Source organism: Allobosea sp. (assembly GCF_035944895.1).
Lineage (GTDB): Bacteria > Pseudomonadota > Alphaproteobacteria > Rhizobiales > Beijerinckiaceae > Allobosea.
The window spans coordinates 126,504-144,727 of record NZ_DASZAT010000016.1 but is presented as its reverse complement, the minus strand read 5'-3'; the positions used below and the strand labels follow the sequence as shown (position 1 = coordinate 144,727).

Here is an 18,224-nt window from a genome sequence, read left to right as displayed (position 1 = left end):
TCGCAACAATAGCGAGAAATCCATGCTCAATTTCCTTCGCAGCCTGCGCGGCCCTGCCGCGCCGGAACAGAAGCGCTCGCGCGTCGGGCCGTTGATCGCCCTGCACGAGGCCGGTCGCCCGGTCTGGACGCCGCGCGACTATGGCGCCCTCGCAAGGGAGGGCTATCAGCGCAATCCGGTGGTGCATCGCTGCGTCCGGCTGATCGCCGAGGCGGCGGCGCAGACGCAGCTGATCGCCAAGGTCGGCGGGCGCGAGATGCCGGAGCATCCGGCGCTGGCGCTGATCGAGCGGCCCAATCCGCGCCAGGGCGGCATCGCCTTCCGCGAGATGCTCTATGGCCATCTGCTCGTCGCCGGGAATGCCTATGTCGAGGCTGCGAGCATCGGCCGCGAGCCGCGCGAGCTCTATGCGCTCCGGCCCGACCGGATGCGGGTCGTTCCCGGTCGCGACGGCTGGCCTGAGGCCTATGACTATACCGTCGGCGCGCAGACGATCCGCTTCCGCCAGGACGAGGGCGCGCTGCCGCCGATCCTGCACCTGTCGCTGTTCCATCCGGTCGACGACCATTACGGCCTCTCGCCGGTCGAGGCGGCCGCCTGCTCGCTCGACGTCCACAATGCTGCAGGCAGCTGGCACAAGGCGCTGCTCGACAATGCTGCCAGGCCGTCCGGCGCACTGGTCTATGACGGCCCCGAAGGCGGCACGCTGACCGAAGCCCAGTTCGAGCGGCTGAAACAGGAGCTGGAGGACGGTTTCCAGGGCGCGCGCAATGCCGGGCGCCCGCTCCTGCTCGAAGGCGGGCTCGACTGGAAGCCGCTGTCGCTGTCACCGGCCGAGCTCGACTTTGTCGCCGCCAAGGGCGTCGCGGCGCGCGAGATCGCGCTCGCCTTCGGCGTGCCGCCTTTGCTGCTCGGCCAGCCCGGCGACAACACCCACGCCAATTTCGCCGAGGCCAACCGCGCCTTCTGGCGCCAGACCTTGATCCCGCTGGTCAGGCGCACTGCGCAGTCGCTGGCGCAATGGCTCGGCCCGGCTTTCGGCGATGCGCTCAGCCTCGAGCCCGATCTCGATGCGGTCGAGGCGCTGGCGGATGAGCGGGAATCGCTCTGGCGACGGGTCTCTGCCGCCGGTTTCCTCAGCGAGGACGAGAAACGCGAGGCGGTCGGCTATGGCCGCGGGGAGGTGTCGTCATGAGTCCGTTCGACGAAGCCGCGGCGGGGATCGTCGCACGCGGCGATCTCGGCCATCTCGCGCTGCTGCTCTGGGCCTTCTGTGCCTCGGGCCTCGCCCTCTTCGCTTTGCGCGAGCTGATCGCCGCCAACCGACGCTTCGACGAGTTCGTGCGTGAACTAGCCCGCTTCAACGCCCGCTATGAGGGAGGGGATTCATGAGCAAGACCGGTGGCAAATCGCCGCCCAGGCCGGCTCCGGCCGCTGTCAGATCGGGCGTGGCCGCGCCGCGTCCCGTCCGTCCGCCGCGCGAGGTGTTCGGCCGCTTCTTCGAGACGCTCGGGCAGCTCGACGCCACCGGCCGTGGCGGGCGGGGAGGGGCACGATGAAAGCCTTTGCTCCCGGCTATCCCGTGTTGGCACGCGAAGCCAAGTTTCTGGCGCAGCCGCTGGCCCGGATCGAGCCGGACGGCGCTTTCGAGGGCTATGCCAGCCTGTTCCGCATCGCCGATCTCGGCAAGGACGTGGTCGAGCCCGGTGCCTTCCGCGATAGTCTCGCCCGCCGCGGAGCTGCTGGCATCCGGATGCTCTGGCAGCATGATCCGACGCAGCCGATCGGCCGCTGGCTCGAGCTGCGCGAGGATTCGCGTGGCCTTTATGTCCGCGGCCGGCTCTCGCTCGCCGTAGCGCGGGCCCGCGAACTGCATGCGCTGATGCGCGACGGCGCCGTCGACGGGCTCTCCATCGGCTTTCGCTCGCAGCGCGCCCGTAGCGAGCCACGCACCGGCCTGCGCCGGCTGGAGCAGGTCGACCTCTGGGAGATCTCGCTCGTCACCTTCCCGATGCTGCCGCAGGCCCGGGTCAGCGTCGTCAAGGCGCTGCGCCCGCCCTGCCATTCCGCCTTTGCCTGAAAATCCACCTGAAGCCGCAGAACCACAGGAGATTCCATGACTGCGCTGAACCAGGCTCCCGAGACCAAGGCGATCGGCGAGGCCGCCGCCATCTATGACGATCTGCGCTACACGCTGGAGGCCTATCGCGCCACCAATGACGAGCGCCTGGCCGAGCTCGAGACCCGCATGGGCGGCGACGTGCTCACCGGCGAGAAGCTCGCCCGCCTCGACGATGCGCTCGACGAGACCCGCCGCCGGCTCGACCGGCTGAGCCTCGACAGCCGCCGTCCGGCTCTGGGCGCGAGCGAGGATCGTGATCCGGCCGTGGCTGAACACAAAGCCGCCTTCGCGGCTTACGTCCGACATGGCGAGGCGACCGGGCTGAAGCGGCTGGAGGCCAAGGCCCTTTCGGCCGGTTCCGGTCCGGATGGCGGCTATCTCGCGCCCTCGGCCGTCGAGGGCGAGATCCTGCGTCGCCTCGCGACGGTGTCGCCGATCCGTTCGATCGCGACGGTGCGCACCATCTCCTCCGGCACCTACAAGAAGGCGTTCTCGACCACCGGTCCGGCCTCCGGCTGGGTAGCGGAGACGGCGGCGCGTCCGCAGACCGGCACGCCGACTTTGGCCGAGCTCTCCTTCCCGGCAATGGAGCTCTACGCCATGCCGGCGGCGACGCAGACCCTGCTCGACGACGCCATCGTCGATATCGACCAGTGGATCGCCGAGGAGGTCGAGAGCGCTTTCGCCGAGCAGGAGGGGGCTGCCTTCGTCAACGGTGATGGCGTCGACAAGCCCAAGGGCTTCCTCGCCTATCCGACCGTGGCCGACACGAGCTGGAGCTGGGGCAATATCGGCACGCTGAAGACCGGCGTCGCCGGCGCCTTCGCCGCCTCGAACCCGTCCGACATCCTGGTCGATCTCGTCTATGCGTTGAAGGCCGGCTATCGCCAGAACGCCAGCTTCGTGATGAACCGCAAGACGCAAGCCGCGGTGCGCAAGTTCAAGGACTCGACCGGCCAGTATCTCTGGCAGCCGCCGGCCGCGGCGGGCGCTCAGGCGACGCTGCTCGGCTTCCCGGTCGTCGAGGCCGAGGATATGCCGAACATCGCCACGGATTCGGTTTCGATCGCTTTCGGCGACTTCCGCCGTGGCTATCTCGTCGTCGACCGGGCGGGTGTGCGCATCCTGCGCGATCCCTATTCCGCCAAGCCGCATGTGTTGTTCTACACGACCAAGCGCGTCGGCGGCGGCGTGCAGGATTTCGCCGCGATCAAGGGGCTGAAGTTCTCGGCCTGATCCGCGCTAGCGGCCAAACCACCAGCTGTAGCTCGCGCTCGGGCGTGCATCTTCGCTCGCCCGGCGTGGTTCGTCGCCGTAATTGAGCAGCCGCTCGCTCGCCTCGGCGATCCAGGCGCGATGATCGTTGATCGGGGTGATCGCGGTGAAGCCGCCGCAGATCATCTTGACGCGCGAGCTCAGCGGCCCGCTCGACCAGGAAACGATGCCGACGAGATCGCGCGATCCGGGCGGGCCTCGCAGCACCGGTCCGCCGGAATCGCCGCGGCAGGCGCCGGCACCGAGGATCTCGCCTCGGTTCTCGGTATCGACCGCGACCTTGACCGTGTTGGCGGTGGTGTAGTTGCCGGCGTTGACCAGGGTGACTTCGCGCAGCGTGCGCGCAGTCTTCTTGTTCGTCTCGGAGGCGAGGCCGAAGCCGGCCATGGTGACGGTCTCGCCCTGCCACAGGCCACTGCCGAGCGTCAGCGGCTGGATGTCGGCCGGCAGCGGCGTGGCGAGGCGCAGCAGCGCGAGGTCCGCGCCGGGCTGCGTACGCGGCGTCGTGCCGGGCACGAAGGTCGGATGCGGCAGGACCGCTGCGACGATATGAGTGCGATTGCGGAAGCGCTTGTCGAGGCTGATCACGCGCACCGAGCCGCCGGTCATCAGGCAATGGGCTGCCGTCAGCACGAGCTCGGAGGAGATCGCAGCGCCGGAGCAGAGCTCGCCGCGGCTGGTTTCGACCCGCAAGGTCGAGGCGCGCACGCCGTCAACCGCGCGCGAGGTCACGCCGCCGATCACGGCTTGAGCCGGTACGGTCATTTGCAGCGCGGTACAAAAAGCGATTGCGACGGTCGCTGCGCGCTTCAAAGTCATCTTGGTCGAGGCCGTCATTGCCATGGTGCCAGTCTAGGGTTTGCTGCGCCGCAGTCCAGTGCTCTTCGCGTGATCGGGATGTCAGGGGGCGGTAGCCCAGTCGGCGCTCTCGCCCCAGCCCGACAGCGTCCGGTCGATCCAGCTGCGTTGCGGCGCGACCAGCACGCCCTGGCTGAGCAGGCCGCATTGCTTGCCGGAGGGGCCGGTCGACCAGCTCGAGACGGCGACGACGCCGTCCGAGCCTGCGACGATCGGCCCGCCGGAATCGCCCTGGCAGGCTCCGGCGCCCGGGCGCTTGCCGCCGGTCGCCGGATCTGAGGCCCAGAGCAGGATCTTGCCGGGTCCGTAAGGCTCGACGGTGGCAAGCGCGGCGGAGCGATAGGTGCCGGTCGTCTTTGCATCGCCCTCACGCGCGACGCCGTAGCCTGAGAGCGTCACCGGCGAGCCGGCGCGCGGCAGGCCGCCATCGACCAGCGTCGCGGTCGAGAAGCGCGCCGGCAAAGGCGTGCTGAGCCTGACCAAGGCGAGGTCGATCGAGCGCTGCCGGTTGGTGACGGATTTGGCGTTGAATTCCGGATGCAGCGCGATCGCCGCCGGCTCGACCAGGACCGGCTCGCCGCCTTCGCGCCAGTGGATGCGCAGGTCGATGCGGGCATCGGCGCAATGGGCGGCGGTGAGGATGGCGCGGCGCGATAGCACGATGCCGGTGCAGACGCCGCCGCGCGCATTGAGAACCATCACGGTCGCACCGGCGACAGGCCCGCCTTCGCGCCCGCCGACCACGGCCGAGGCGGGGTAGGCCGCGGCAGATGCCGTCGCCAGGGCCGCCAGAGCAATCGCCGTTCTGCCACGCATCGAGCCGTCTCCGCTGTCGGGCTGGGCTCGATAGCGCATCGCCGGTGCCGTTCAAACCGGAAAAGAGGAGAGATCATGACGCCGCTCGCTTTGACGCCGCCGGCCATCGAGCCGGTCTCGCTGTCGGAAGCCAAGGATTTCCTGCGCATCCTCGCTGCCGACGAGGACGAGCTGCTCGGTACCTTGATCACGGCGGCCAGGCTGATGATCGAGGCGGCGTCCGGCCGTCTGCTGATCGAGCAGGGCTGGCGAATCGTCCTCGATGCCTGGCCGCAAAGTGGCGAGATCCGCCTGCCGCTCTCGCCGGTGCGCAGCCTCACGGTGGCGCGCGCCTATCCCGCGAGTGGTCCTGCGCTGGCCGTTGCATCGTCTTCGCTGATGCTGGTCGAAGGCTCCGACCCGCCCTTGATCGCGATCGTCGGCCCGGTTTCGTCGCCCGGTCGTGCGCGTGCCGCGATCGAGATCGACCTCGTCGCCGGCTTCGGCGCGACGCGCGACACGGTCCCGGCGCCGCTGCGGCAGGCCGTGCTCCGGTTGGCTTGCCGCTGGTTCGAGCATCGCGGCGACGTGGTCAGCCGCGACGCCGCCCGGCTGCCGGCCGAGATCGCTGCGCTCGTCGCCCCGTTTCGTCGCGTGAGGCTGTGATGATCAGGGAGGCCGGCAAGACGCGCCCCGTTGGCGCATTGCGCCGTCGGCTGCTGCTGGAGGCCCCCGTCGAGACGCCGGACGGTGCCGGCGGTCGGCTCACAGGCTTCGAGACTGTCGCTGCGGTCTGGGCACAGGTCGAATGGCTCTCGGGCAATGAGCGCTGGCGCGGCGAGCGGCCGGAGCAGGCGGCGAGCCACCGCATCACCCTGCGCTGGCGTGCCGGCGTCGATGCCGGCCAGCGCCTGCGCGATGGCGACCAGGTTTTCGACATCCACGCGGTCGGCGATCCCGATGGCGGCCGCCGGCGTCTTGTCTGCCTGGTCGAGGAGGTGAGCCGATGAGCGACGCCATCCTCCCATTGCGGAGCGCCATCCACGCGCATCTTTCCTCCGACATCGGGCTGACGGCACTGATCGGTGCCGGACGCATCCACGACGAGCCGCCGCGTGCCGCGAGCGGGCTCTACGTCGTCCATGGCGAGGTCACGGCCGAGGATTGGTCGACCGGCAGCGACCGCGGCTGCGAGCAGAAGCTCTCGCTCGTCGTCTGGGCCGGGGAGAGCGCCTCCTCGCGCAAGGCGCTCGAGGTAGCCGCCCGCATCGTCGCCAGCCTGGAGGGCGCGGCGCTCGCGCCGGAAGGCCATCGATTGATCAATCTCGGCTGGCTGTCCTCGAAGCTTGCCCGCGATCCCAAGACCCATCTGCCGACGGTGACGCTGACCTTCCGGGCCGTCACCGAAGCGCTCTGACCTCCAGGAAAGGACCGCCCATGCCTGCCCAGAAAGGCAAGGATCTCTTGCTCAAGGCCGCTGATGCCGGCGGCAGCTTCGTCACCGTGGCGGGCCTGCGCGCCCGCCAGATCGCCTTCAATGCCGAGGCGGTCGACGTCACCCATGCCGAGTCGGCCGGGCGCTGGCGCGAATTGCTGGCCGGAGCCGGCATGCGCCGCGCCAGCATCAGCGGCGCCGGCATCTTCAAGGACGAGGCCTCGGATGCGCTGGTACGCCAGATCTTCTTCGACGGCGCCATCCGCGACTGGCAGGTGATCGTCCCCGATTTCGGCGTGATCGCCGGGCCGTTCCAGCTCTCGACACTCGAATATCGCGGCGACCATGCCGCCGAGGTGACCTTCGAGCTCTCGCTGGAATCGGCGGGTCAGCTCTCCTTCACGCTCGCCTGAGGAGAGGCCCCATGGTCAATCGCTACAGGGGTGAAATCGCTCTGATGGTCGAGGGGCGAGCGCTGCCGATGCGGCTCACCCTCGGCGCGCTCGCCGAGCTGGAGGACGCGTTCTCGGTCGAGAACTTGCCAGCCTTGGGCGAGCGCTTCGCCGCCGGCAGGCTCTCGGCCCGCGACATCACGCGCATCCTCTCCGCCGGGCTTCGCGGCGCCGGCGGCACGCTGGCTACGGACGAGGTCGCGGCGCTGTCCTTCGATGGTGGGCTCAACGGCGCCATCGCGGCCGCGATCACCTTGCTCGACGTGACTTTCGCGCCGTCGGACGAGGGGACGGATGTCCGCCCTCCGTCGCCGCCGGCGGCTTGAAGGCTCCGGCGGCGTTTCCCTTCCCTTGGCGCGAGGTGATGGCCTTCGGGCTCGGGCGCCTGCGCTGGACGCCGGATGCCTTCTGGGCGGCGAGCCCGCACGAGATTCTTGCCGCGATCGAGGCCTATCGCCCGCCTGAGGCCGAAGCGCCGTCGCGCACGACGCTCGACGCGCTGATGCAGGCCCACCCGGACCCCGTTTCCCGTGACGATGATTGGAAAGGCCGCGCCGATGGCTGACGAAGACGATTCCTTCTCCTCGTCCTCCTCCTCGTTCGATGTCGGCGGCTTGCGCTCGCTGAACACGCTGACCCAGAGCCTGTCAAAATCGGCGCAAGCCTTCGGCAAGTCGATCACCAATGCGTTCGCCAGTGGGATCATCGAGGGCAAGCGCTTCGAGGACGTGCTGCGCAGCATCGGCACGTCGCTGAGCCAGAGCTTGCTGAAATCGGCGCTGAAGCCGCTGCAGAACACGATATCGAGCTGGCTCGGCTCCGGGATCAACAGCCTGGCCGGGCTCTTCACCGGCGGCATTGGCGGCGGGGGCGGCAGCTCGCCGGTCTCCTTCTTTGCCGATGGCGGCGTCGTCTCTGCACCCTCCTATTTTGCCATGGGGCGCGGGCTCGGGCTGATGGGCGAGCGCGGGGCGGAGGCGATCATGCCGCTGTCGCGTGGCCCAGACGGCAAGCTCGGTGTGCGGGCCGGCGGTGGTGGTGATCGGCGCCCGGTCAGCGTCACCGTTCAGGTCTCGACGCCCGATGCCGACAGTTTCCGCCGTTCCGAGGCCCAGGTCTCGGCGGCGATCGCGCGGGCCGTGGCGCGCGGCAATCGCGCGCTCTGATTCGCATACCATGACTGGACAGGGAGAAGCGGCATGAGCGGCTTCCATGAGGTGCGCTTTCCCGCAGGGATCGCGCGCGGCGCCCGCGGTGGGCCGGAGCGGCTGACCCAGGTCGTGACGCTGGCTTCGGGCCGGGAGGTCCGCAACAGCCGCTGGGCCCATTCGCGCCGGCGCTATGATGCCGGCTTCGGCATCCGCACGCTCGACGGCTTGGCAGAGGTCGTCGCCTTCTTCGAGGAGCGGCGCGGCCGGCTCTACGGTTTCCGCTGGCGCGATCGGCTCGACTGGAAGAGCTGCGCGCCTTCGGCGACACCCGTGGCAAACGACCAGCAGATCGGCGTCGGCGACGGCGCGACGCGCGTCTTCCAGCTCTGCAAGCTCTATGGCGGCCTGCACGCGCCCTATGTCCGCCGCATCGCCAAGCCGGTCGCGGGGACGGTGCTGATCGCCGTCGACGGCGCGGCGCAGCCGCAGCCGGCGGTCGTCTCCTGCGATCATGCCAGCGGGCTGATCACCTTCGCGGTCGGCCATGCTCCCCCGGCCGGCTCGGTCGTCAGCGCCGGCTTTGCCTTCGACGTGCCCGTTCGCTTCGACATCGATGCGATCGAGGTCGACCTGTCGGCCTTCGAGGCCGGCGACATTCCCAGAATCCCGATCGTCGAGATCGCCGACTGAAGGCTTCGTCATGCGGACATTATCCCCGGGACTCGCCGCGCATGTCGCCGGCGAGGCGACCACGCTTTGCCGGTGCTGGAGCCTGACCCGCCGCGACGGCGCGGTGCTCGGCTTCACCGATCACGATCGCGATCTCTCGTTCGACAGCATCCTGTTTCGCGCGAACGCCGGGCTGGAAGCCGCAGAAGCCAGCTCGGAGCTCGGCTTTGCGACCAGTGGTGGCGAGGTGATCGGGGCCCTGGCGGCGAGCGGCCTCAGCGAGGAGGACCTGTCGCGCGGCCTCTATGACGACGCCCGTGTCGCGCTCTGGCTGGTGAACTGGGCCGATCCGAGCCAGCGCGCTCTGCTGGAGGCCGGCTTCGTCGGCGAGGTGAAGCGCAGCGACAGCAGTTTCACCGCGGAGGTCCGGGGTCTCGGCAAAGCTTTCGACGAGGAGCGCGGCCGGCTCTATACCGCAGGCTGCTCCGCCGATCTCGGCGATACCCGCTGCGGCGCCGTGGCGCTTCCGGCGCTTGGAACGGTCTCTGTCACGGATGGCCGGCTCACGATCACGGCGCCGGTCCTCGGCGGGTTCCAGGACGGGCATTTCAGCGGCGGGCGGCTGGTTTTCGCGGCGGGTCAGAACACAGGCTTCTCCACGGAGATTCGTAGCCATCGCAATGCCGACGGCGCCGTCATCCTGCAGCTCTGGCAGGCTGCGCCGCGCCCGATCGCTGCCGGCGATGTCTTCACGGCGTTCCCAGGCTGCGACAAGCGTTTCGCCACCTGCCGTGACAAGTTCGGCAACGGTGCCAACTTCCGCGGTTTCCCGCATTTGCCGGGCAATGATTTCATCATCGGCGGCACCGGGGCGGGCGACCCCGGCGCGGGGCCGTTCGATGGCGGGAGCCTGTTCCGATGACCGGCGCAGATGCGACACGGGTGCGTGTCATCGCAGCAGCGCGCGGCTGGCTCGGCACGCCTTATCACCACCAGGCCTCGTTGCGCGGCGTTGGTTGCGATTGCCTCGGCCTGGTGCGCGGCGTCTGGCGCGATCTCTATGGCGGCGAGCCGGAGCCGACGCCGCCTTATTCGCCTTACTGGGCGCAGCAGGGCTCGGGCGAGACGCTGGCGCAGGCTGCGGAACGTCATCTGGTCTTACTCAAGCCGGAGGAGGCACGTCCCGGCGACGTGCTGCTCTTCCGCTGGCGGGCGCATCTGCCGGCGGCGCATTGCGCCGTCCTGACCGAGCCGGACCGCATCCTGCACGCTCATGACGGCGCCGCGGTCGGCGAAGTCGCCTTCACCGGCTGGTGGCGCCGCCACCTCAGCCATGTCTTCGCCTTTCCGGAGCTCGACGCCTGATGGCCACGCTCGTTCTGCAGGTCGCGGGCTCGGTACTCGGCGCCGCCGTCGGCGGCCCGTTCGGTGCCATGATCGGCCGTTCGCTTGGCGCGATCGCCGGCGCGAGCCTCGACCAGAGCCTCTTCGGCGGGGGCGGTACCCGCATCGTCGAAGGCCCGCGCCTCAAGGAGATCGACGGCCTCGCCTCGACCGAGGGCGCGCCGATCCCGCGTGTCTATGGCCGGGCCAGGCTCGGCGGCCAGCTGATCTGGGCGACGCGCTTCGAGGAGGAGGTGACGACCACCGTCACCCGCTCCAAAGCCGGAGGCAAGGGCGGGCAGAAGGCGCAGAAGACCTACGAAACCACTTACAGCTACTACGCCAATCTCGCGGTCGCGGTCTGCGAGGGGCCGATCGCCTTCGTGCGCCGCATCTGGGCCAATGGGCGCGAAATCGACTTCAACACCGTGGGGCTGCGCATCCATCGCGGCTTCGAGAACCAGGAGCCCGATCCGCTGATCGCGGCCAAGGAAGCCGGCGCCGCGCCAGCCTATCGCGGCACGGCCTATGTCGTGTTCGAGCGCTTCCCGCTCGCCGACTACGGCAATCGCGTGCCGCAATTCTCGTTCGAGGTCGTGCGCGCGGTGCCGGGCCTAGGCCAGATGATCCGGGCGGTGACGCTGATCCCGGGTGCGAGCGAATTCATCTACCAGCCGACCCTGGTCAACCAGGAGCCCGAAGCCGGCGTCAGCATCGCCGAGAACCGGCATCAATTGCACAGCACCACCGATATCGACGGTGCGATCACACATCTGCTGGCGCTCTGTCCGAATCTGCGGCGCATCTCCCTCGTCGTCAGCTGGTTCGGCGACGATCTGCGCGCCGACCATTGCACGGTCGCGCCGCGCGTCGAGATCGCCGACAAGAATACGCCGGACATGCCCTGGTCGGCCGCAGGACTCGACCGGGCAAGCGCGCGCCTGGTGAGCCAGTCAAACGGCAAGCCGGCCTATGGCGGCACGCCCTCGGACGAGAGCGTGATCGCACTGATCCGGCGGCTTCGCCATGTCTACGGGCTTGAAGTGGTGCTCTATCCCTTCGTGATGATGGATGTGCCGGCCGGCAACGCACTGGTCGACCCGCACACCGGCAACGCCTCGCAGCCACCCTATCCCTGGCGCGGCCGCATCACCTGCTCGCCTGCTCCGGGGCAGCCCTGGTCTCCCGACGGCACGCCGATCGCGACCGGGCAGATCGCGAGCTTCTTGGGGTCGGCCACGGCCGCGGATTTCTCGCTCGGCGGCGACAGGGTCGTCTGCGCGCGACCCGGCGAGTGGAGCTTCCGCCGTGCGGTACTGCATGCCGCGATGCTCGCCAAGGCGGCCGGCGGCGTCGAGGGCTTCATCATCGGCTCCGAGCTCGTCGGGCTGACGCGGGTGCGCGGCGCGCCCGGCCACTATCCGATGGTCGCCGGCCTGGTCGCGCTCGCCGCCGAGGTCCGTGCCGTCCTGCCGCCGCCGACCAAGCTGACCTATGCCGCCGACTGGACCGAATACGGCGCCCACGTCACCGATGGCGGGCTGGAGGTGCGCTTTCCGCTCGATCCGCTCTGGGCGAGCCTGCATATCGACGCGATTGGCATCGACTATTACGCGCCACTCTCCGATTGGCGCGACACGCCCGATCATGCTGACCTCGCTATCGCTCGCGGCCCCGCCGATGTCGACTATCTGCGCAATGGCCTGACGTCAGGCGAAGGCTATGACTGGTATTATTCCAGCCTGTCCGGCCGCTACGCGCAGGCGCGCCTGCCGATCACCGATGGCGCCTTCGGCAAGCCCTGGATCTTTCGCCCGAAGGACCTGCCGAATTGGTGGTCAAACCAGCATGTCGAGCGCTTCGCTGGCATGGAGATCGGCGCGACCGGCTGGCTGCCCGGCTCGAAGCCGATCTGGCTGACCGAAATCGGTGTGCCCGCCGTCGACAAGGGCGGCAATTCGCCGAATGTCTTTCCCGATCCGAAATCGATCGATGGCGGCTATCCGCATTTCTCGACGAAGGCACGTGACGACCTCGTTCAGGCACGCGGTCTCGAGGCGATCCTGTCGGGCTTCGATCCCGCACTTCCTGGGTTCGATCCGCAGCGCAATCCGACCTGGCTATCGCTCGGCCCGCGCATGGTCGATCCGGCAAACGTCTTCGTCTGGACCTGGGACGCCAGGCCGTTCCCGGCTTTCCCGGATCTGACGTCGGTCTGGGCCGACGGAGCGAATTACGAGACCGGCCACTGGATCAACGGCCGTCTCGAAGGCGTGACGCTCGACCGGCTGGTCCGGGCGCTCCTGACCGATTACGGCCTGCCTGCGCCGGACGAACTCGCGATCGACGGCTTCGCCGACGGTTATGTCTTGGATCGGCCGATCTCGGCGCGCCAGGCGCTCGAGCCGCTCGCCCAAGCCTTCGGCTTCGATGCCGTCATCTCGTCCGGCAGGCTCGCCTTCCGCGGTCGCGCCGCGACGATCGCGCGCGCCTTGTCGAGCGATGATCTCGTGCTCGATCGCAACAGCCAGCCCTTCGAATTGCGCCGGGCACAGGAGAGCGAACTGCCGCGCGAGCTGCGGCTCGTCCATGTCGACGGCAACAACGACTACCGTCAGGTGACGGCGCGCTCGCGCCGTCTTGCCGGGGCCGCGCGGCGGGAAAATGCCGTCGAACTCCCGATGGTCACGCGCCGGGCCGAAGGGCAAAGGCTCGCCGATCAACGGTTGCAGGAGATCTGGGCGGGCCGCGAAACGCTCGAGCTGGATCTATCGCCACGCTGTATCGACCTCGAGGCGGGTGACGTCGTCTCGCTGGAGGTCGCTGGCCGGCCGCGCCTGTTCCGGCTGACGCGCATCAGCGATGGCCCGACGCGGCGCGCCAATGCGCGTTCTGTCGAGCCCGCAATCTATCGCGGTGCGGCGTCGGGAGCGGCCGAGACACGCCCACCGAAGGTGACGCCGCGGATCGCAGGCCGACCGGATGCGCTGATCCTCGACCTGCCGATCGTGCGGGACACGCCGCCGCCCTTGCAATCGCTCGCTGCCTTCGCCGATCCCTGGCCCGGCGGGCTTGCGATCTGGCGCGCCACCGAGGGCATGCCGTTCACCTTGGCTGGCATCGTCGCGGCACCCTCGATCATGGGCGAGACCTTGACCGCACTGAGGCCCGGTCCCCTCTGGCGGACGGACCGGCATGCCTTCGTCGATATCCGTCTGCGTGGCGGCGGTCTTGCCTCGGTCGCGGCGGAGGAGGCGCTCGCCGGTGCCAACGCGCTCGCCTTCATCGATCCTGCCGGGCAGGTCGAGATCGTGACGGCGGCGCGGGTCGAACTGATCGGTGCACGGACATTCCGGCTGTCGCAGATGGTGCGTGGACTCGGCGGTTCGGAGGCGGCGGCAGCTCGGACATTGGCGGCTGGAGCGCGCGTGGTCGTCCTCGACGGTGCGGCGGTTTCACTGACCACGAGTCTCGACGATGTCGGCCGGCATCTGCGCTACCGGATCGGGCCGCCCAATGCCGATGTCGCGTCGGCCTCGATGCGCGAGCTCTCCGCCACCGTCGGAACAGCGCCGCTGGGGCCACTCGCCCCGGTGCGCCCGCGGGCCAGACGCGTACCGTCCGGCATTGCCTTGAGCTGGGTCCGGCGCAGCCGCGTCGGCGGTGATTCCTGGGAGGCGGTCGAGGTGCCGCTCGGCGAGGAGATCGAGCGTTATCGCGTGACCATCCGCGCCGGCAGCGAGGTCGTCAGGATCGTCGATGTCAGCGCACCGACGGTGGTCTATGAAGCGGCGCAGGAACTCGCAGATTTCGGCAGTCCGCAGGCCACATTGGACGTCGAGCTGGCGCAACTCAGCGTTGTCGCCGGGCTCGGCCAGTCTCGGCGTGGACACATCGTCGTGCGCTGAGCTAGCTTCACGCTGATGTTCATGGCGCATTCACGCGTACCGGGCTAGCCCAATGGCGATGATGCTGCTCGACCCCAATGTCGCGATTCTTGCGCTGGTGACCGCTACCGCCTCACCGGTGGAGCCGGTCGATGCCGCGCCGCCGATCTCCTGCCTGTCCGCCCAGGAAACGCGGGAGGCTGTGTCGGACGGCAAGGTCATGCAGCCGGCGGTGGCCTCCCGCCATGCCCGCGAGGCTGCGCCTGGCGAAGTCCTGCGGATCAGGCTCTGCCGCCAGGGCGACGAGTTCGTCTATGTGGTGACAACGATGAAGCGCGACGGCCGCGTCGCCCGGGTCACGCTCGACGGCGCCTCCGGCAAGGTGGCGGATATCCGCTAGTTCCGCTATTTCCCGTTCCTGATCCGCCAATCGGAGATAAGCCGCCGTGCGACTGCTCGTCGTCGAGGACGACAAGGACCTCAACCGCCAGATCGTCAATGCGCTGGAGAATGCCGGCTATGCCGTCGACAAGGCGCTCGACGGTGAGGAAGGCCTCTATCTCGGCGAGACCGAGCCCTATGATGCGGTGATTCTCGATCTGGGCTTGCCCAAGGTCGATGGCGTCGCCGTGCTGCAGGGCTGGCGGCGGGCCGGCAAGACCATGCCGGTGCTGATCCTGACCGCGCGCGACCGCTGGAGCGACAAGGTCTCCGGCTTCGATGCCGGCGCCGACGACTATGTCGTGAAGCCTTTCCACATCGAGGAGCTGCTGGCTCGCGTTCGCGCGCTGTTGCGCCGTGCGGCCGGCCATGCGACAGCCGAGCTGATCTGCGGCCCGGTTCGCCTCGACACCCGCGCCAGCCGCGTCGTCGTTGACGGCAATCCGATCAAGCTCACCTCGCACGAATACCGGTTGCTTGCCTATCTGATGCATCATCAGGGCCGTGTGGTCTCGCGTACCGAGCTGGTCGAGCATCTCTACGACCAGGATTTCGACCGCGATTCCAACACGATCGAGGTCTTCGTCGGCCGCCTGCGCAAAAAACTCGGCGTCGACGTCATCGAGACCGTACGCGGCCTTGGCTATATCGCTGCCGCGAAAGCCTGAGGGCGCCATGCCGGTCACGCGGCAGCGCTTCTCGCTCGGTGCCCGGCTCTTCATCTCGGCCGCTATCTGCTGCGCGCTGGTGCTGATCCTCGCCGGCTTCGGCCTTACGACCTTCTACCGCCGCTCGGCCGAGCGCGGCTTCGACGAGCGCCTCAGCGTCTACATCAAGGAACTGGTCGCCGATCTCGCCGCGCCGCCCGAGGCCGAGCGCCAGGCGATTGGCGATCTCGGTGAGCCGCGCTTCGACCTGCCGCTCTCCGGCTGGTACTGGCAGATCATCCGGCTCGACGGCGAGCGCCCGGCCGTGCGCACCTCGCGCTCCCTGGTCGGCGGGCAATTGCCGAAACTGCTCGACCAGAACCTGCAGCCGAATCCGCGCGGCCTGCGCGAGAGCTACATCTCGGGGCCCGACGAGCGGCGTCTGCGCGTGCTCGAACGGGAGATCGATGTCGGCGAGGATGGCCGCTTTACCGTCGGGGTCGCCGCGCCCGCCGACGAGATCGACGGCGATATCCGCGATTTCCGCTTTGCGCTGACGCTGACCTTCCTCTTCCTCGGGCTTGCCCTTGTCGCCTCGACGATCGCGCAAGTCCGCTTCGGCCTGCGTCCGCTGGCGCGTTTGCGCTCGGCGGTCGGCACGGTGCGCACCGGCGAGAGCACCCGCATCGCTGGGCGCTATCCGCCCGATCTCGCCCCGCTTGCAGGTGAGCTCAACCAGCTCATCGACGCCAATCGCGAGATCCTGGAGCGCGCCCGCACCCAGGTCGGCAATCTCGCCCATGCGCTCAAGACGCCGCTCAGCGTGATGCAGAACGAGGCCGAGGCGAGCCAGGGCGTCCTCTCCCAGACGGTCCGCCACCAGACCGCGATCATGCGCGACCAGGTCCAGTATTATCTCGACCGGGCCCGGGCCGCGGCCTTGTCGGGTGCGCTCGGCGGCATCTGCGAGATTTCTCCCTCGCTCGACGCGCTGATCCGCACCTTCGAGAAGATCGCGCAGGGCAGGGCGATCGATGGCAGCCACACCGTGCCCGCCAGCGTCCGCTTTCGCGGCGAGAAGCAGGATTTCGAGGAGATGCTGGGCAACCTCCTCGACAACGCCTTCAAATGGGCGCGTACCGAAGTCCAGGTCAGCCTGGTGCCGGAAGCGCAGGCTCCGGAAGGGCGCCTCGTCCTGCTGATCGACGATGACGGGCCAGGCCTGCCCGACGGGGCGATGGCCGAAGTCCTCAAACGCGGCCGCAGGCTCGACGAGACGACACCGGGCTCAGGGCTTGGCCTCTCGATCGTCGTCGATCTCGCCAAGCTCTATGGCGGCGGTCTCTCGCTGGAGCGCTCGCCGCTCGGCGGTCTGCGCGCCCGTCTCGTCCTGCCGGCGGTTTGACGTCGCATTGCCCGCGTGACCCTTTGTCGCCATCTTCGGACATGAACCGGCACCTTCGAACGGCTATGAACGGCGAATGCTGATCTGGATCATCTTCGCGGCCATGACGGGGGCTGCGGTCATGGCGGTGCTCTGGCCGCTCGGCCGCCGGGCGCCGGCACTCTCCGCCGACACGGCCGGAGCGACCGCGCTTTACCGCGCCCAGCTTGCCGAGATCGATCGCGATCTCGGCCGCAAGCTGATAGGCGCCGCCGAAGCCGAGGCCGCCAAGGCCGAGGCCGCGCGCAGGCTTTTGCGCGAGACGGCATCGGAGACCGTTCCCGCCGGTGAGAGCGAGCCGGCACTGCGACGCCGCCGCGCGGCGTCCGCCATCGCGCTGTCCTGCGTGCCCTTGCTGGCCCTGTTGATCTATGGCGCCTATGGCTCGCCGACGGTTCCTGATCAGCCGCTCGCAGCGCGGATGAAGGGCAATCCGGCACAGGATTTCGAGCTGGCACTGGCGCGGATCGAGGCGCATCTCGCCGCGAACCCCACCGACGGCAAGGGCTGGAACGTGCTCGCTCCCGTCTATCTCCGCCAGGGCCGCTTCGAGGATGCCGCCAAGGCCTTCGCCAATGCGGTCCGCTATGACGGCGCGACGACCGAGCGATTGGGCGGCCAGGCCGAGGCCCAGATCCTCGCTGCGGGCGGCGTCGTCACGGCGGCTGCGCGCGAAAGCCTCGCGGAGGCGCTGAAACTCGATCCTGCCAATCCGCGGGCTCGGTTCTTCATGGCGATCGCGCAGGAGCAGGACGGGCAGTTGCCGGCCGCGATCGCGTCGCTCAAGGCTCTGCTCGCCGAAGCGCCGGCCGACGCCCCCTGGACCGCTACCGTCCGGGCTCGTCTCGAAGGGCTGGAGCGTCCTGCCGCTCCGGCCGATGTGATCGCCAGCCTGCCGGAGGCTGAGCGTATGGGTGCGATCCGCGGCATGGTCGACGGTCTTGCCGCCCGGCTCGCCGAGGGCGGCGGCAGCCTCGCCGACTGGTCTCGCCTGATCCGCTCGCAGGCCGTCCTGGGAGATCGCGAGGCAGCGCAGAGATCGCTCTCCACAGCTCGCCAGCGTCTGGCGTCCGATCAGGCGGCAGCGACCGCTCTCGATGGCTTGCGTACCGAACTCGGCCTCCCGGAGGCGTCGCGATGACCATTCAGGCCGGTATCCCTGTCACGCCACCGCGCAAGCGCCTGACGCGCAAGCAGCGTCGCCTCGTCGTGATCGCCTCGGTCGGCGTCGTCCTCGGCCTTGCCGCCGGGCTCGTCGCCTATGCGCTGCGGGATTCGATCGTCTTCTTCTATGGCCCGACCGAGATCGTCGAGAAGGGCCTCACGCCCGGCACGCGCCTGCGCCTCGGCGGCCTGGTCGAGACCGGCTCGGTCGAGCGCGGCGCCAATCAGCGCGTCAGCTTCGCGGTCACTGACGGCAAGACCCGAACCCTCGTCAGCTATACCGGCCTGTTGCCGGATCTCTTCCGCGAAGGGCAGGGCGTGGTCACCGAAGGCGTGCTCGAGGGGCCGGGACGGTTCCGTGCCGATTCCGTGCTCGCCAAGCATGACGAGACCTATATGCCGCGCGAGGTCGCCGACGCGCTGAAGAAGCAGGGCCATTGGCAGCCCGGCGAAACCAAGCCCGGCGCGCCTGCCGCGCCGGCCACGAAATAGGGCCGCGCC

General features: G+C 69.1%; 22 protein-coding genes and 1 pseudogene. 21 read left to right on the top strand and 2 right to left on the bottom strand.

Annotation, left to right across the window (positions count from 1 at the left end; all coding sequences use genetic code 11):
* Nucleotides 1-22 precede the first annotated feature (22 nt).
* The 5 genes and pseudogenes from VGV58_RS27775 (at nucleotide 23) to VGV58_RS27755 (ending at nucleotide 3,358) form a co-directional block, all read left to right on the top strand.
* A complete protein-coding gene (locus VGV58_RS27775; protein ID WP_326877301.1) occupies nucleotides 23-1,195 on the top strand; it encodes a phage portal protein in 1,173 nt (390 codons plus the stop codon).
* Nucleotides 1,192-1,392 (top strand): hypothetical protein, encoded by a 201-nt coding sequence (locus VGV58_RS27770; RefSeq protein ID WP_326877300.1) that lies wholly within the window; start codon nucleotides 1,192-1,194, stop codon nucleotides 1,390-1,392. Before VGV58_RS27775 ends, VGV58_RS27770 begins: the two co-directional genes overlap by 4 nt.
* Entirely contained in the window at nucleotides 1,389-1,559 is a 171-nt protein-coding gene (locus tag VGV58_RS27765) for a hypothetical protein (RefSeq protein ID WP_326877299.1), read from the top strand. The genes VGV58_RS27770 and VGV58_RS27765 overlap by 4 nt, the downstream gene beginning before the upstream one ends.
* A pseudogene (locus VGV58_RS27760) lies at nucleotides 1,556-2,056 on the top strand (HK97 family phage prohead protease); the annotation flags it as partial. The gene VGV58_RS27765 and the pseudogene VGV58_RS27760, both read left to right, overlap by 4 nt.
* 60 nt (nucleotides 2,057-2,116) lie before the next feature.
* Nucleotides 2,117-3,358 carry a phage major capsid protein gene (locus VGV58_RS27755; protein ID WP_326877297.1) on the top strand — a complete coding sequence of 414 codons (1,242 nt, stop codon included), beginning with the start codon at nucleotides 2,117-2,119 and terminating at the stop codon, nucleotides 3,356-3,358.
* A gap of 6 nt (nucleotides 3,359-3,364) precedes the next feature.
* Here VGV58_RS27755 and VGV58_RS27750 read toward each other — a convergent pair whose 3' ends face one another.
* Together VGV58_RS27750 and VGV58_RS27745 are read right to left on the bottom strand one after the other, a co-directional pair.
* Nucleotides 3,365-4,162 carry a S1 family peptidase gene (locus tag VGV58_RS27750; RefSeq protein ID WP_326877296.1) on the bottom strand — a complete coding sequence of 266 codons (798 nt, stop codon included), beginning with the start codon at nucleotides 4,160-4,162 and terminating at the stop codon, nucleotides 3,365-3,367.
* A 135-nt stretch (nucleotides 4,163-4,297) separates the two neighbouring features.
* Nucleotides 4,298-5,071, bottom strand: coding sequence for a S1 family peptidase (locus tag VGV58_RS27745; RefSeq protein ID WP_326877295.1), 774 nt, complete (start codon nucleotides 5,069-5,071; stop codon nucleotides 4,298-4,300).
* Between the two features lie 75 nt (nucleotides 5,072-5,146).
* Here VGV58_RS27745 and VGV58_RS27740 point away from each other — a divergent pair, with 75 nt between their 5' ends.
* The 16 genes from VGV58_RS27740 (at nucleotide 5,147) to ccmE (ending at nucleotide 18,215) form a co-directional block, all read left to right on the top strand.
* Nucleotides 5,147-5,716, top strand: a complete 570-nt coding sequence (locus VGV58_RS27740; RefSeq protein ID WP_326877294.1) for a head-tail connector protein — start codon at nucleotides 5,147-5,149, stop codon at nucleotides 5,714-5,716.
* Nucleotides 5,716-6,060, top strand: a complete 345-nt coding sequence (locus VGV58_RS27735; RefSeq protein ID WP_326877293.1) for a phage head closure protein — start codon at nucleotides 5,716-5,718, stop codon at nucleotides 6,058-6,060. The genes VGV58_RS27740 and VGV58_RS27735 overlap by 1 nt, the downstream gene beginning before the upstream one ends.
* On the top strand, nucleotides 6,057-6,467 hold the full coding sequence (locus VGV58_RS27730; protein WP_326877292.1) for a DUF3168 domain-containing protein: 411 nt from the start codon (nucleotides 6,057-6,059) through the stop codon (nucleotides 6,465-6,467). The genes VGV58_RS27735 and VGV58_RS27730 overlap by 4 nt, the downstream gene beginning before the upstream one ends.
* Before the next feature lie 20 nt (nucleotides 6,468-6,487).
* Nucleotides 6,488-6,898, top strand: a complete 411-nt coding sequence (locus VGV58_RS27725) for a phage major tail protein, TP901-1 family (protein ID WP_326877291.1) — start codon at nucleotides 6,488-6,490, stop codon at nucleotides 6,896-6,898.
* An 11-nt stretch (nucleotides 6,899-6,909) separates the two neighbouring features.
* Entirely contained in the window at nucleotides 6,910-7,263 is a 354-nt protein-coding gene (locus VGV58_RS27720) for a gene transfer agent family protein (protein ID WP_326877290.1), read from the top strand.
* Nucleotides 7,260-7,502 carry a phage tail assembly chaperone gene (locus VGV58_RS27715; RefSeq protein WP_326877289.1) on the top strand — a complete coding sequence of 81 codons (243 nt, stop codon included), beginning with the start codon at nucleotides 7,260-7,262 and terminating at the stop codon, nucleotides 7,500-7,502. Before VGV58_RS27720 ends, VGV58_RS27715 begins: the two co-directional genes overlap by 4 nt.
* Nucleotides 7,495-8,103 (top strand): phage tail tape measure protein, encoded by a 609-nt coding sequence (locus VGV58_RS27710; RefSeq protein ID WP_326877288.1) that lies wholly within the window; start codon nucleotides 7,495-7,497, stop codon nucleotides 8,101-8,103. The genes VGV58_RS27715 and VGV58_RS27710 overlap by 8 nt, the downstream gene beginning before the upstream one ends.
* A 33-nt stretch (nucleotides 8,104-8,136) precedes the next feature.
* Nucleotides 8,137-8,778, top strand: a complete 642-nt coding sequence (locus tag VGV58_RS27705; RefSeq protein WP_326877287.1) for a DUF2460 domain-containing protein — start codon at nucleotides 8,137-8,139, stop codon at nucleotides 8,776-8,778.
* Between the two features lie 10 nt (nucleotides 8,779-8,788).
* The gene (locus tag VGV58_RS27700; RefSeq protein WP_326877286.1) at nucleotides 8,789-9,679 is read left to right on the top strand and encodes a DUF2163 domain-containing protein; all 891 of its coding nucleotides are present in this window, start codon (nucleotides 8,789-8,791) and stop codon (nucleotides 9,677-9,679) included.
* A complete protein-coding gene (locus VGV58_RS27695; protein WP_326877285.1) occupies nucleotides 9,676-10,122 on the top strand; it encodes an NlpC/P60 family protein in 447 nt (148 codons plus the stop codon). The genes VGV58_RS27700 and VGV58_RS27695 overlap by 4 nt, the downstream gene beginning before the upstream one ends.
* Nucleotides 10,122-14,048, top strand: coding sequence for a baseplate multidomain protein megatron (locus VGV58_RS27690; RefSeq protein ID WP_326877284.1), 3,927 nt, complete (start codon nucleotides 10,122-10,124; stop codon nucleotides 14,046-14,048). The genes VGV58_RS27695 and VGV58_RS27690 overlap by 1 nt, the downstream gene beginning before the upstream one ends.
* Before the next feature lie 52 nt (nucleotides 14,049-14,100).
* Nucleotides 14,101-14,427 (top strand): PepSY domain-containing protein, encoded by a 327-nt coding sequence (locus VGV58_RS27685; RefSeq protein WP_326877283.1) that lies wholly within the window; start codon nucleotides 14,101-14,103, stop codon nucleotides 14,425-14,427.
* A 46-nt stretch (nucleotides 14,428-14,473) separates the two neighbouring features.
* On the top strand, nucleotides 14,474-15,136 hold the full coding sequence (locus VGV58_RS27680; RefSeq protein WP_326877282.1) for a response regulator transcription factor: 663 nt from the start codon (nucleotides 14,474-14,476) through the stop codon (nucleotides 15,134-15,136).
* Nucleotides 15,137-15,143: 7 nt separating this feature from the next.
* Nucleotides 15,144-16,520, top strand: a complete 1,377-nt coding sequence (locus VGV58_RS27675) for an ATP-binding protein (protein WP_326877281.1) — start codon at nucleotides 15,144-15,146, stop codon at nucleotides 16,518-16,520.
* Nucleotides 16,521-16,596: 76 nt separating this feature from the next.
* Entirely contained in the window at nucleotides 16,597-17,700 is a 1,104-nt protein-coding gene (gene ccmI, locus VGV58_RS27670; protein ID WP_326877280.1) for a c-type cytochrome biogenesis protein CcmI, read from the top strand.
* A 41-nt stretch (nucleotides 17,701-17,741) separates the two neighbouring features.
* Entirely contained in the window at nucleotides 17,742-18,215 is a 474-nt protein-coding gene (ccmE, locus tag VGV58_RS27665; RefSeq protein WP_326877402.1) for a cytochrome c maturation protein CcmE, read from the top strand.
* Nucleotides 18,216-18,224 lie beyond the last annotated feature (9 nt).

What these genes read in the sequence shown, in the direction of transcription:
- VGV58_RS27775 (WP_326877301.1), top strand. Translation starts at nt 23, where the DNA reads ATGCTCAATTTCCTTCGCAGCCTGCGCGGCCCTGCCGCGCCGGAACAG.
- VGV58_RS27770 (WP_326877300.1), top strand. Translation starts at nt 1,192, where the DNA reads ATGAGTCCGTTCGACGAAGCCGCGGCGGGGATCGTCGCACGCGGCGAT.
- VGV58_RS27765 (WP_326877299.1), top strand. Translation starts at nt 1,389, where the DNA reads ATGAGCAAGACCGGTGGCAAATCGCCGCCCAGGCCGGCTCCGGCCGCT.
- VGV58_RS27755 (WP_326877297.1), top strand. Translation starts at nt 2,117, where the DNA reads ATGACTGCGCTGAACCAGGCTCCCGAGACCAAGGCGATCGGCGAGGCC.
- VGV58_RS27750 (WP_326877296.1), bottom strand. Translation starts at nt 4,162, where the DNA reads ATGACCGTACCGGCTCAAGCCGTGATCGGCGGCGTGACCTCGCGCGCG.
- VGV58_RS27745 (WP_326877295.1), bottom strand. Translation starts at nt 5,071, where the DNA reads ATGCGTGGCAGAACGGCGATTGCTCTGGCGGCCCTGGCGACGGCATCT.
- VGV58_RS27740 (WP_326877294.1), top strand. Translation starts at nt 5,147, where the DNA reads ATGACGCCGCTCGCTTTGACGCCGCCGGCCATCGAGCCGGTCTCGCTG.
- VGV58_RS27735 (WP_326877293.1), top strand. Translation starts at nt 5,716, where the DNA reads ATGATCAGGGAGGCCGGCAAGACGCGCCCCGTTGGCGCATTGCGCCGT.
- VGV58_RS27730 (WP_326877292.1), top strand. Translation starts at nt 6,057, where the DNA reads ATGAGCGACGCCATCCTCCCATTGCGGAGCGCCATCCACGCGCATCTT.
- VGV58_RS27725 (WP_326877291.1), top strand. Translation starts at nt 6,488, where the DNA reads ATGCCTGCCCAGAAAGGCAAGGATCTCTTGCTCAAGGCCGCTGATGCC.
- VGV58_RS27720 (WP_326877290.1), top strand. Translation starts at nt 6,910, where the DNA reads ATGGTCAATCGCTACAGGGGTGAAATCGCTCTGATGGTCGAGGGGCGA.
- VGV58_RS27710 (WP_326877288.1), top strand. Translation starts at nt 7,495, where the DNA reads ATGGCTGACGAAGACGATTCCTTCTCCTCGTCCTCCTCCTCGTTCGAT.
- VGV58_RS27705 (WP_326877287.1), top strand. Translation starts at nt 8,137, where the DNA reads ATGAGCGGCTTCCATGAGGTGCGCTTTCCCGCAGGGATCGCGCGCGGC.
- VGV58_RS27700 (WP_326877286.1), top strand. Translation starts at nt 8,789, where the DNA reads ATGCGGACATTATCCCCGGGACTCGCCGCGCATGTCGCCGGCGAGGCG.
- VGV58_RS27695 (WP_326877285.1), top strand. Translation starts at nt 9,676, where the DNA reads ATGACCGGCGCAGATGCGACACGGGTGCGTGTCATCGCAGCAGCGCGC.
- VGV58_RS27690 (WP_326877284.1), top strand. Translation starts at nt 10,122, where the DNA reads ATGGCCACGCTCGTTCTGCAGGTCGCGGGCTCGGTACTCGGCGCCGCC.
- VGV58_RS27685 (WP_326877283.1), top strand. Translation starts at nt 14,101, where the DNA reads ATGGCGATGATGCTGCTCGACCCCAATGTCGCGATTCTTGCGCTGGTG.
- VGV58_RS27675 (WP_326877281.1), top strand. Translation starts at nt 15,144, where the DNA reads ATGCCGGTCACGCGGCAGCGCTTCTCGCTCGGTGCCCGGCTCTTCATC.
- ccmI (WP_326877280.1), top strand. Translation starts at nt 16,597, where the DNA reads ATGCTGATCTGGATCATCTTCGCGGCCATGACGGGGGCTGCGGTCATG.